Here is an 11,989-nt window from a genome sequence, read left to right as displayed (position 1 = left end):
ACCATGAAAGCAGCCATCATCACCGAGCGCGGCGCAGCGCCGCAGGTCGGAGAGTTTCGTGAGCCCACGGCGCAGGACGGTGCCGTGCTCATCGACGTCGACACCGCCGGCCTGGGCGGCTGGGACACGCTGGGCGCGTACCGCCTGGGCGTGAGCTTTCCCTGCGTGATCCGGGGCGAGGGTGTGGGCCGGCGCGTGGCGGACGGCCAGCGCGTGTACTTCGGCGAGCGCTCGGTGCAGCCCTTTGGCGCCTGGGCCGAGCGTACGCTGGTACCTGCCGAGGAGGTGTGGGAGGTGCCCGACGACGTGGACGATCGCACGGCCATTTCCATGGGCATTGCCGCCACGGGGGCCATCGTGCCGCTGGAGCAGGCGCACATTCAGAAGGGCGAGAACGTGCTGGTGCTGGGTGCCACCGGCACGCTTGGACAGATTGCGCTGCAGCTGGCACGCCACTTCGGTGCCGGGCGCGTCGTTGGCGCCGCACGCTCGCAACCGGCCCTGGCCCGGCTGCAGGAGCGCGGCATCGCGGACGCCGTGGTCCAGCTCGGCGGCCCAGACGATGTCGCCGCGCTGAAGGAAGCGTCCAATGGCGGCTTCGACGTGGTGCTCGACCTGGTGTGCGGCCAGCCATTGCTGTCCTCGCTCAAGGCCACGCGCTGGGGCGCTCGCATCATGACCGTCGGTACCGGGGCAGGACGCCAGATCCAGCTGGACATGGCCGACTTGCTGTTCCGCACTCTGTCCACCGTGGGCACCGGCCAGCGCCCTCCGGCCGACCGGCGCGCCATCTGGGAGCGGCTGCTCGAGCTGGCGCGCAGCCCCGGCATCGTGCTGGAATACGCCGACTACACGCTGGACCAGGCGGCCCAGGCGTGGGCCGCACAGCTCAGTGGTCCGCACGCCAAGATCGTGGCAACTGTCTCCCCGCACGGGCGCCGTTTCGCATAAGGCGCGTCCGAGATGAGCACCCCGGCCGCGGTCGTGCAGCACCGCGGGATGATCACGCTGTCGCTGATGCTCGCGACGGTCATGCAGGCGCTGGACACCACCATTGCCAACGTGGCCTTGCCGCACATGCAGGGCAGCCTGCAGAGCTCGCTGGACCAGATCAGCTGGGTGCTCACCTCCTACATCGTCGCCACGGCCATCGCCACGCCGCTCACGGGCTGGTTGTGCATGCGCTACGGACGCCGCCAGGTTTTCCTTGTCTCGGTGGTGGGGTTCACGCTGGCGTCGCTGCTTTGTGGCTTGTCCAGTACCCTGTGGCAGGTGGTCGCCGCGCGAGTGCTCCAGGGCCTTTTCGGCGCGGCACTCGTGCCGCTGTCGCAAGCGGTGCTGCTGGACATCAACCCCAAGGAAAAGGTCAGCCAGGCAATGGCGCTGTGGGGCGCCGGTACCATGGTCGGCCCGATTCTCGGACCGCTGCTGGGGGGCTGGCTGACCGAGCAGGCCAACTGGCGCTGGGTGTTCTTCATCAATCTTCCGGTGGGCGCGCTGGCCTTTTACGGCATCGCACGCTACCTGCCCGAAAGCCGTCCCTCGCAAGAGCGGCTGGACCTCTTCGGCTTCGTGAGCTTGAGCTTTGCGGTGGCGCTGCTACAGCTCTTTCTTGACCGGGGCGAGCACCTGGACTGGTTCGATGCCACGGAAATCCGCCTGGAGGCCGCTGGCGCGGCCGTCGCCCTGGCCTGCTTTGTCGTCCATACCTGGACCACCCCCAGCGAGTCGTTTCTCAACCGCGCGCTGCTGCGGGACCGCAACTTCGTCATCGGCAACGTGCTGATGTTCGTCGTCGGAATCCTGCTGTACGCGACGCTGGCGCTGCTACCTTCCCTGTTTCAGGGGCTCATGGGCTACCCGGTGCAATTCACCGGGCAAGTGATTGCGCCGCGTGGCTTGGCCACGATGGCGACGATGATGCTGGTGGGCCGCCTACTGCACTACTTCGATGCACGCGCCATCATGGCGGTCGGGATCTCGCTTATGGTGCTGTCGCTGTACCAGATGACGCGCATCACGCTGGACATGGACAGCTCGCTGTTCATCATCTCCGGCGTGCTGCAGGGCATCGGCCTGGGCCTGACGTTCGTGCCGCTGAGCGCGGTCACCTTCGCCACGTTGGGAGCAAACTTGGCCGTGGAGGGCACGCCGATCTTCGCCCTGTTGCGCAACATCGGAGGCAGCATCGGCATTGCCATGGTGCAGGTGTTGCTGACGCGGGGATCTGCCCAGGCGCATCATGACCTGTCCTCTCATGTGACGTTATCCAATCCGGCCGTGCACGAGCTGCCTGCGGCCCTGAGCCCGTCCACCGCCGAAGGCCTTGCGGCGCTCAATGCCGTGGTGAGCCGCGAAGCGATGATGATGTCCTACGTCGGCGATTTCCAGGTACTGCTGGTCATGGCGCTGCTGCTGTTGCCAATGCTGCTGCTGTTGCGCCGCTCGTCGACCGGCACGGCCCGCGTCGACGCGGTGCTGGACTGATACCGGCGCGCTGATGCTGCCAGGGCTTGGGCCGCCGAGCTGGCATGCTGCTCTAGCGGCGGGTTGGCGGGCCACGCGCAGCCTGTGCGGGCTCCGGGGCGCCAACACGGGTAGTCCCGAAGTTGAACTAAAACACTTTTAGTGTCTAAATCTCGCCAAGCCGGAACGGATCCGGCGGCAGGGAACACACGCGCATGCAGACGGCGGAACTCAAGCCTTTGATGGACCGGCTGGCGCCGATCAAGGTGATCGGCGCGCACCTTGCGGAGGGCGCGTACGAGGTGGCGGTGCAGGACATCCACTGGCAGCAGCCGGGCTCGATCCGGGTGCTGTCCAAGGCGCACTGCCTGGTCGAACTCAACGAGCCGGCACCCTGTCCCGAAGACGAGCGCACCCGCTACGTGGTGTGCGGCGTGGACGGGGCGGAGCGCTCCACGGGCACGCTGAACTTCATGCCGCCTGACACCGAGGTGTCGGTCCGCTGGACGGCGGGGCGCCGTCGCTCAGTGGTGTGTGTCATGGAACCGCGACGCCTGGGATTGCTCGCGGGCATCGACTGGTGCTGGGATGCGGCCGACCCAACGCTGCTGATCGACATGCACAACGAGCGGGTGCACGCGTGCATGCGCTGGCTGGTGCAGGAGATGACGGCGCCGTCGTTCGCCAGTCCGCTGCAGACCAGTGCCCTCCTGACCATGCTGGCGATCGAGCTGCACCGGCATTGTGTGCCGGGCAGCGGCGTGCCGGCGGCGCCACGCGGTCGGCTGAGCAGCCAGCAGCTCAACCTCATCCAGGAGACGATCGAGGCCTGTGGCGAACCGTCGGGCCCCTCGCTGTCGACGCTGGCCGATGCCTGCGGGTTGTCAGCACGCGAGCTCTCGTCGGTGTTCAAGAAGACCACCGGGCACACCCTGCGCAGCTATGTGGCGACGGTGCATATTGCGCGTGCCAAGGTGCTGCTCGGCGACGAGGCACTGCTCATCAAGCAGGTGGCTTATCGCAGCGGCTTTCGCAGTGCCGCCGCCTTCAGTGACGCGTTTCGCCGTGCCACCGGGCTCACGCCGGTGCAGTACCGTCAGCGGTTGGGCCTGCCGCCGCAGCGAGACGACGCGCTTGCGCATTGATCTGCGCGCGCGGGGCCCGGCCTGGCGAGGCCTGCGTCGATGACGCCGCCTATGGGCAGCCCCGTGCGGCCAGCAGCTCGGACATGTCGCGCAGGGGCCGCTGGCCGTCGAAGCGCTGGTGCTCACGGTACTGCGCCAGGGTGAACTGCCATAGGCGTTCCCCGACGTCCAGCAGCTCGATGAAGCAGCCCATGCTGGCAAGCGCATCGAAGAAGGCATGGCGGCCGATGCCTTCGACCTCGCCGGTCAACACGACTTCCAGCCCGGCCGCGCGGTGCGCAGCGAAGCGGCGGTCGTACTCGCCCGGCGGCATCAGGCGAATGTCTGGAAACACGTGGTGTACCGTTTCCCCCTTCACGTCCAGGATCTCGCGCCAGATCGAGGGCGTGTCGTCCAGCGGCTCGATGAACTCGACCACCGTGGTGCCCAGGCTGCCGAGTGCCACGCGATGCGGATCGCGGCACGGCTGACCGCGGTAGAGCCGCGCCCGGTCGTGCGGTTCGATGAGGTAGAACGGGCCCGCACCGACGTTGCGTGCCCACTCTCGGGCCGCACGCTCGACGTCGTGCACCACGTAGCAGATTTCCGTGAACGAGGGAGGATCTATAACAGACATCGAAACCTTTGTTGTCGGTCAGTGGGATGAACCAGGAGGCGGCCTCCACGCCAACCCGGGCGGCCGCACCGCGTGCCGGGCACGGGCGCATGGCTAGCCCACCGGCTCCGCGCCGGGTTGTTCCAGGGCGGCGGCCGAACGGCTCTGCAGCAAGGGCTGCCGCCCTAGCGTCAGCAGCAGCGCCGGACCGGCCAGGCATGCGCCGATGCAGTACGCCAGCATCGGGCCATAGCTGCCAGTGCTCTTGTACGCGGCGCCGAACGCCAGTGGCGCCAGCATGCTGCCTGCGGTGATCAGGCCCAGATGGATGCCGAAGAGTCGGCCGTAGTCAAGCAATCCGAAGTAGCGGGCCACGAGATAGGCGGACAGATCGAACTCCGCGCCAGCGCCGATGCCGACAAGGCACACGGCGACCGTGAGCTGCGTGGTCGTCCAGCTCGCGTCCGCGCTCCACAGCATCAGGCAGCCGATGGCTGGCATGACCAAGGCCGTGGCTGCCACGCCGGGGGCCCACAGGCGGTCGATCAGCCAGCCCGCAGCCAGCCGACCGGCGATGAGCGCGATGCCAAAGCCGCTGAACACGCTGCCGGCTTGCGCCGCTGTGAGCCCGATGTCGCGCAACAGCGGCACCGTGTTGGTCACCATGCCGACCACGGCCGTCACGACCAGCGTGAGACCGAGGTTCAGGGTCCAGAACTTGCGCGAGCGCACGTGCACCCGGAACGTTGCGGACGCCCGCCGTGGCGCCCGGGCTGCTGCCGCGGCGGTAGCCGTCGAGGCGCCGGGCGGGGTGGGAACAAAGAGCTTCCAGGCCAGCGGCAGGGTGATGAGCAGCGGCAGGGCGCCCAGCACGATGAACCCGGCACGCCAATCCCAGCGGTCGATGGCCCAGGTCAGCGCTGGCGGCAACAGCGCCGCCGACAGGCCCGAGCCGCACAGCACCAGCGCCAGCGCCAGGCCGCGCCGGACCTCGAACCACTGGCTCACCAACTGTGTCCAGGTCACGAAGGTGATACCCACGCCGGCGATCGGCACGACGAAGAAGGCCAGGTAGAGCCACCCGATCGAGCCTTGCACCAGCGTGGTCGCCAACAGCGCCAGCGGCATGGCCAACAGCGACAGCAATGCCACCGGCCGCATGCCCCAGCGCAGGTTCAGCCAGCCGGCGAGCTGGCTGGCCACGACCACGCCCCCTGAGAGGCAACTGATGGCGAACTGCAGGTTGCCGCGGTTCCAGCCAAAAGCCTTCTCCAGCGGCACCACCAACGTGCCGAAGCCATAGAGCAACGTCACGCTGGCCGTGGTTGCGGCGCCTGCCAGTGCCAGCAGTACGATGCGCCAGCCGCGCAGGAATTCATTGGGCATGCCGGCGTGGGCGGATCTTGCTACGGAGTTCATCGTATGGAGGGCGTGGTGGCTCGCTGTACCGGGCGTGCTGTCAAGCGGCCAGCGACTCGCGGAAGGCCTCCATGGACATGCCGTGCAGCTTGGCCACATGGCCGGGATCGAGGTATTCGCGCCACGCAGTGATCTGGCCGGCATCGTTGAGCTCGAACACCGCTACCAGCGGCACCGGCACCCAGCGCCCGTTACGGAAGGACCAGTCGCAGCGCTCGGTGAAGACGGTATTGCCACTGGCTGCCACAGCCTTCATGTCGTGCCTCTGGTCGGTGACGCTCTGGCGCATCAGCTCCAGCTCCGCCTTGATCGCATCGCGGCCGCGCACCGGTGCGAAGGCCGGCACCGCGATCTGGTAGTAGGCGTCGTCGGCCAGCGGTGCCAGCGCCGCGTCCAGGTCCTGCGGCCAGCTTTCGCGGAAGGCATCGATGAAGCGGCGCACGATGGCCTCGGGCGTCCTGGTGTCGCTCATGGTGTTGCTCCGTCAGGGGGAGGTCCGAACGCGGCCGCGGCAGCGGCCGTGTCGAAGTACTCACGTCCGCTGGCGATGAGGCCGTCGCGGACGATGAACAGGTAGTGGTACGTGTTGCGGTAGACGAGACCCGGCCGCTCGAAGTGGCCCTGTGCCTCGACCGCGACGCGGTCCGCCTCGGCGGTGACGCCCGTGGGCGTCACCCGGCGCTCGTCGAAGGCTCGCATGGTGCGCGACACGGCGTCGAGGAAGGCCTTGCGGCTGCGTTCGCCCCAGCCTGCCACCCACCAGCTGAAGCCCGGGGCCAGCAGCGCCTGCAGGCCCGGCGCGTCACCACGCTCGATGGCGTGCAGGAACGCTGCGGCGACGCGCTTGTTGTCCTGTGTCGTCGTGTCGGTCACGGCACGGCTCAGGATTGCGGCGTGAAGAAGTAGCGGATCTGCACATCGTCGCCATCGAAGCGGTAGAGCTCGATGCTGGGCCGCGGCGGGGTGCCGGCGCCGATGGTGGTGTTGTGGTGGTAGCACGCGGCTTCGTTGCCCGTCACCATCACCTCCTTGACGTCGATGTGCACCTTGCCGGCGAAGCGCTGCCACATGTCCTCCAGCGCCTGCCAGCCCTCCATCACCGGCAGCCCGATGTACTCGATCGTCATGCGGCCAGGCACCATGCGGCGATACAGGTCGAACATCTCGTGCTTCCTGCCTGCGTTCCAAAGCTCGACTTGCTGGTGCAGGAACGAGCGGATCTCCTGGGGGTCGCGGACCTTCATCGTCACTCCTTGGTTGTGCGCTGGATGCATGATCACCAGGGCGCTGGCCAGCCAAGCGGGGAACGCTATCGATGAAACGCCCCATGCCATAGCCGAAGTGCACGCTACACGCCTGCCCGAACCGGGCTGCCTAGACTGGGCCGCATGAGCAGCACCCATGACCCTGTCCAGGTCCATCGACGCACCTGTCCGCTGTGCGAGGGCATGTGCGGGCTGAAGGTCGCGACGCAGGACGAGCGCGTCATCGCCATCCGGCCGGATCCGGACAACGTCTTCAGCCGGGGTCACATCTGTCCCAAGGGCACGACACTGGGCGCGGTGCATCATGATCCCGACCGGCTGCGGCACCCTGTCGTGCGCGACGGAACCACATGGCGTGAGGTGTCCTGGGACGCCGCGTTCCAGCGCATCGACGAACTCGCGCAGGGTGTGCGCCACCGCCACGGTCCCAAGGCCTTTGCCTTTTACGGCGGCAACATGAACAAGGGCGGCTTCGACACCAGCCGCTACATGATGCTCATGGTTCGCCAGGCCGGCTTCGCGCAACGCTTCTCGTCGTCCAGCGTCGACCAGCTTCCCAAGAACGTGTCGACCTTCCTGATGTACGGGGACATGTGGAAGATGCCCATTCCGGACATCGATCACACGGACCTGTTCGTCATCGTGGGCGGCAACCCGGCAGCGTCCAAGGGCAGCATCTTTTCGCACCGGGACGTGATGGGCGCCATCAAGGCGCTGCGCTCGCGTGGCGGACGCGTCGTGGTCATCGACCCGGTGTGCACTGGGACGGCCCGGGCCGCCGACCAGTGGATCGGCATCCGCCCGGGCACTGACGCAGCGCTGCTGCTGGGCGTCGTCCATGTGCTGTTCCAGGAGGGACTGGTTCGCCTCGGGCACCTGGAAGGCCTCGTCAACGGCCTGGAGGAGGTCCGGGTCCTGGCCAGGGCCTGGCCTCCCGAGCGCGTCGCGTCCTTCTGTGGCGTGGAGGCAGCCACGATCCGGGCCCTGGCGCAGGAGATCGGCCAGGCACCGCGTGCCGCAGTGTATGGCCGCATCGGGACCTGCACCCAGGAGTTCGGCACGCTGGCCTCCTGGCTGATCGACGTGGTGGCAGTGCTCACCGGCAACATGGACCAAGAGGGTGGCGTGATGTGGAGCACCTGCGTCGCTCCGCATCTGAAGCTCACGCCGCCGTATCCGACCGATGCGCCGCTGCTCGGGCCGCCCATGCGCGTGCGCGGCGTGCCGGGCGTGCTCGGTCAGTACCCGGCGTCGTGCCTCGCCGAGGAAATCGACACTCCCGGAGCCGGGCGCATTCGCGGCCTGGTCACCTCAGGCTGCAATCCGGTGCTGTCTGCGCCCGGGTCGGCCCGGCTGGCAGCAGCGCTGCCGCAGCTTGAATGCATGGTCAGCGTCGACCTGTACATCAACGAGACGACGCGCCATGCCCATGTGATCCTGCCGGCGCTCTCTCCGCTGGAGCAGCCGCATTGGGACATCTGGGCCTGGCCCTTCAGCCTGACCAGCGGCGGGCACTACTCGCCGGCGCTGTTCCCGCGGCGGGACCGGCCACCGGAATGGCAGGTGCTCGCGCGCCTGGGCTCGATCATCGGTGGCAATCCGCACGCGGACCTCGATCGGCTCGACGACGAGTACTTCGGCGCGATGTGCGACCAGCTCGGCGTGCCGCGCGCGGTGGCATTCGCAGCGCTGCCCTCGCATGGCGCGGAGCGCATCCTCGACCTGTGCATCCGCACGGGGCCGTTCGGAGACAGGTTCGGAGAGCGGCCTGAAGGCCTGAATCTTCAGGCGTTCAAGGACCAGCCCGACGGCATCGTGCTCGGACACGCACCGTCGCAGGGTGCCGCCGCCTTCACCACCCCGTCCGGCAGGCTCGAGCTGGCGCCTGCACACATGCTGGGTGACCTGCCACGCCTGGAGCAGGCGATGGTGGCACCTGCGCCCTGCCTCGTCCTCGTCAGCCGGCGACAGTTGCGCTCGCTGAATTCGTGGATGCATAACGTGGAGGTGCTCGTGAAGGGGCGCGACCGCTGCACGCTGCAGATCCACGTCGACGATGCCCGGCGCCTGGGCATCGCCGACGCAGACTTGGTGCGGGTGCAAAGCGAGAGTGGCGCGCTCGAGGTGCCCGCCGAGCCGACCACCGATATTCGTCCCGGCGTGGTGTCGCTGCCGCACGGCTGGGGACATGGGCAGCCCGGCACGCGACAGCACACGGCCGCCGAGCATGCGGGTGTCAACATCAACCTGCTGAGCCCGGCTCGCCTGGTCGATGCCGCGTCGGGCAACGCGGTGCTCAACGGCATTCCCGTCCAGGTGGTGCGCATCGGCGATGGCTTGCGTGCCTCATCGATATCGCACGAACCCCTGCCGGAATCGACGCTGCCTGGACTGCGCCAGGCGCCTGGGATCGCAAGCGCTTGACAGGGGGGATCGGAATGGCGCGACTGCGAGGCAAGGTGGCCTGCATCACTGGCGCAGGCAGCGGCATCGGCCGCGCCAGCGCGCTGCGCTTTGCTGCCGAGGGCGCGCGCGTCATGGTCACCGACCTGCGTGGCGACGCGGCACAGACGGTCGCGGAGGAGATATCCGCCGCTGGTGGCCAGGCCCTGGCGCTGGCCGTGGATGTGGGGGTGGAAGAACAGCTCGTCGCGATGGTCGAGCAAGCGGTGACCCGGCTGGGCCGCATCGACGTGTTGTTCAACAACGCGGTGAACACCGCGGGCGCCGGCAAGGCGGACAAGGATTTCCTGTCGTTCAGCAGCGAACGCTTCTTCGATGTGGTGCGGGTCAACGTGCTGGGTGGCGTGCTGGCCAGCAAGCTGGCCATCCCGCACATGCTCAGACAAGGCGGGGGCTCGATCCTGTTCACCTCGTCCACGAGCTCTCTGGGTGGCGACGTGGCCCAGTTCAGCTATGGCGGCTCCAAGGCCATGGTCAACTGGTACGTGCAGACGATCGCTGCGACCTTCGGCAAGCAGGGCATTCGCTGCAACGCGATCCTGCCCGGCGTGATCCAGACACCGGCCATGCAGGCTTGGGCAAATGGCGCCATGCAGGAAGCCTTCCTGGAACTGCACAACGTGCCGCGCCTGGGGCGCAGCGACGACATCGCCGCGCTGGCGACCTTCCTGGCCTCTGACGAGGCCGCCTACATCAACGGTGCGCTCATGCGTGCGGACGGTGGCATGAGCTGCACCGTGCCGCACGTGCAGGTGGTGCGCCACCTTCTGCGCTGATCGAGACAGACGGAGACCGAGCATGGGACACAAGCAGGAGCAGGCGGTACGCGAGTTCCTCGACGCCTGGGGCGACGAGACCCGGCGGCCCGACGTGGAAAAGATCGTTTCCATGTTCGCGCCCGATGGGTACTGGGAACTGTACGTGCCTCATGGCCCGGTCATCCGCGGTCGCGAGTCGTTGCGCAGGGAGATCCAGCGGCAGCTTGGCTACACCGAGTGGGCACGCTGTGGCATCGTGCGCATGTGGTCCGATGAGCGCTCCGTGGTCACCGAGCGGCTGGACCACTTCGGCCGCAACGGCCGCACAGTCCGGCACGCGCTGATGGCAGTGTTCGATCTCGACGACCAGACCCTGATCACGGCCTGGCGAGAGTACTTCGACCTGCACGACCTCTCGCGGCAGACCGGCACCGATCCGGCCCGGCTCTGCGGACTCGAGCAGCCGGTGGAGGCCTGAGCGATGGCCTGCACCGATACCACGACGGATTACGGCGCCGACGGTCAGGCCCGGCTGCGCGCCTTCGTCGAGCACGCCACGGGGGGCAAGGTCGTGCGCATGGAGCGCCAGGTGCGTTGGCGTCCCGCATGGTTTGTCGATGTCGAGCGCGGTGGCGAGCTGATGAAGCTGCACCTGCGCGGAGACCGCGGCGGCGACGTCGCAATCTTTCCGGAGCTCAAGCGCGAGGCTGACGTCATCAGCGTGCTGGGCGAACATGGCATCGCCGTGCCCCGCATCCATGGCTACTGCAGCGAGCCGCCGTGCATCCTGATGGACGCGCTGCCCGGCACGCGCCGGGTCGCTGACGCGGCCAGTGATGCCGAGCGACGAACCGTCGCACGCCAGTACATCGCCGAGGTCGCGGCCATGCACCGCGTGCCGGTGGAGTCCTTCGTGGCCCGGGGGCTGCACCTGCCGCAGGGCGCGCGCGAGATTGCGCTCGTCGGCCTGGGCGCCTACATGCCGCACTATCTGCGCACCAGGAGCCGCCCCGAACCGATGCTCGAGTTCGTGATCGGTTGGCTGAAGCGCAACGTGCCCACGCACCGCACCCGGGCCAGCTTCATACAGTTCGACTCGGGCCAGTTCCTGTTCCAGGATGGCCGCATGACCGGGCTGTACGACTTCGAGTTCAGCATGATTGGCGACCCCATGGTCGACCTCGCGACGATGCGCATGCGCGACAACTACGAGCCGTTGGGCGAGTCGTTCCCGGTGCTGCTCCAGCTCTACGAGGAGTTCAGCGGCGAGCCCGTTGACCACGAGGTGATCGACTTCCACACGCTGCAGTTCGCCACGCTGGGCACCATGCAGTTCACCGGCACGGTCGGTGCCGGGCGGCCCGGTGACGAACACGCGGTGTACCTGGAGTTCGACCTCGCCCTGCGCCAGGTCATCCTGCAGGCGATGAGCGGCCTCACGGGCATCAGGCTGCCGCTGGAGCCACCCCTGTCCGAGCACACGGGCAACCATGCTGCGCTGTTGGCCAAGCTCGCTGACACGGTGTCGCGCATCGAGACGCCGGACAAGCTGCAGCAGTCGCGCCAGGAGGCCGCGGACAAGCTCATCGAGTGGCTCCAGCGTGCCGACGCCATGGGCACGGAGCTTGAGGCGCGCAACCTCCATGACATCAGCACGCTGCTGGGCCGACGCTTCGACAACTGCTGCGCGGCGGAAGCTGCGCTTGAGCGCCATGTGCAAGAGGCCGGGCCCGAGCACGACGAAACGCTGCTGCGGCTGTTCGCCACGATGGAGGCCCGCCGCATGCATGTCTTCGGCCCGACCCGCATCGGCCGCTCGGCCACGCAGGTACACCTGCCTCCCACCCGCTGAACCCTTGTCCACCACGACGGAGCACT

At 67.9% G+C, this 11,989-nt stretch carries 12 protein-coding genes; 7 read left to right on the top strand and 5 right to left on the bottom strand.

Translation table 11 applies throughout. The features are described from left to right. Positions 1 to 3: 3 nt before the first annotated feature. From SM757_RS00930 to SM757_RS00920, 3 genes are all read left to right on the top strand, one after another. Entirely contained in the window at positions 4 to 951 is a 948-nt protein-coding gene (locus SM757_RS00930) for a quinone oxidoreductase family protein (protein ID WP_028997021.1), read from the top strand. A gap of 12 nt (positions 952 to 963) precedes the next feature. Continuing rightward, positions 964 to 2,487, top strand: a complete 1,524-nt coding sequence (locus tag SM757_RS00925) for an MDR family MFS transporter (protein WP_028997020.1) — start codon at positions 964 to 966, stop codon at positions 2,485 to 2,487. Between the two features lie 194 nt (positions 2,488 to 2,681). Further along, complete coding sequence (locus tag SM757_RS00920) at positions 2,682 to 3,611, top strand: helix-turn-helix transcriptional regulator (RefSeq protein ID WP_084150442.1); 930 nt, start codon at positions 2,682 to 2,684, stop codon at positions 3,609 to 3,611. 49 nt (positions 3,612 to 3,660) lie between these two features. Here SM757_RS00920 and SM757_RS00915 read toward each other — a convergent pair whose 3' ends face one another. The 5 genes from SM757_RS00915 to SM757_RS00895 form a co-directional block, all read right to left on the bottom strand. Continuing rightward, positions 3,661 to 4,227 (bottom strand): VOC family protein, encoded by a 567-nt coding sequence (locus SM757_RS00915; protein WP_084150441.1) that lies wholly within the window; start codon positions 4,225 to 4,227, stop codon positions 3,661 to 3,663. Positions 4,228 to 4,320: 93 nt separating this feature from the next. Beyond that, positions 4,321 to 5,592, bottom strand: coding sequence for an MFS transporter (locus SM757_RS00910; RefSeq protein WP_043458231.1), 1,272 nt, complete (start codon positions 5,590 to 5,592; stop codon positions 4,321 to 4,323). Between the two features lie 73 nt (positions 5,593 to 5,665). After that, on the bottom strand, positions 5,666 to 6,097 hold the full coding sequence (locus tag SM757_RS00905) for a nuclear transport factor 2 family protein (RefSeq protein ID WP_051241906.1): 432 nt from the start codon (positions 6,095 to 6,097) through the stop codon (positions 5,666 to 5,668). Further along, positions 6,094 to 6,498, bottom strand: a complete 405-nt coding sequence (locus tag SM757_RS00900; protein WP_043458230.1) for a nuclear transport factor 2 family protein — start codon at positions 6,496 to 6,498, stop codon at positions 6,094 to 6,096. Before SM757_RS00900 ends, SM757_RS00905 begins: the two co-directional genes overlap by 4 nt. An 8-nt stretch (positions 6,499 to 6,506) precedes the next feature. Next, positions 6,507 to 6,869, bottom strand: coding sequence for a Cif family virulence factor (locus SM757_RS00895; RefSeq protein ID WP_028997018.1), 363 nt, complete (start codon positions 6,867 to 6,869; stop codon positions 6,507 to 6,509). Between the two features lie 144 nt (positions 6,870 to 7,013). Here SM757_RS00895 and SM757_RS00890 point away from each other — a divergent pair, with 144 nt between their 5' ends. The 4 genes from SM757_RS00890 to SM757_RS00875 are packed head-to-tail and all read left to right on the top strand — an operon-like array spanning position 7,014 to position 11,963. After that, positions 7,014 to 9,314 carry a molybdopterin-dependent oxidoreductase gene (locus tag SM757_RS00890; protein ID WP_084150440.1) on the top strand — a complete coding sequence of 767 codons (2,301 nt, stop codon included), beginning with the start codon at positions 7,014 to 7,016 and terminating at the stop codon, positions 9,312 to 9,314. 14 nt (positions 9,315 to 9,328) lie between these two features. Next, on the top strand, positions 9,329 to 10,129 hold the full coding sequence (locus SM757_RS00885) for an SDR family NAD(P)-dependent oxidoreductase (RefSeq protein ID WP_028997017.1): 801 nt from the start codon (positions 9,329 to 9,331) through the stop codon (positions 10,127 to 10,129). A gap of 22 nt (positions 10,130 to 10,151) precedes the next feature. After that, positions 10,152 to 10,589: a nuclear transport factor 2 family protein gene (locus tag SM757_RS00880; RefSeq protein WP_322464190.1), complete on the top strand. Its 438-nt coding sequence runs from the start codon at positions 10,152 to 10,154 to the stop codon at positions 10,587 to 10,589. A gap of 3 nt (positions 10,590 to 10,592) precedes the next feature. Next, the gene (locus tag SM757_RS00875) at positions 10,593 to 11,963 is read left to right on the top strand and encodes a phosphotransferase (protein WP_028997015.1); all 1,371 of its coding nucleotides are present in this window, start codon (positions 10,593 to 10,595) and stop codon (positions 11,961 to 11,963) included. Positions 11,964 to 11,989: the final 26 nt, after the last annotated feature.

Source organism: Azohydromonas lata, from assembly GCF_034427735.1.
GTDB lineage: Bacteria > Pseudomonadota > Gammaproteobacteria > Burkholderiales > Burkholderiaceae_C > Azohydromonas > Azohydromonas lata.
The sequence above is the reverse complement of the archived record's forward strand: the minus strand, read 5'-3'. Positions and strand labels throughout refer to the sequence as shown.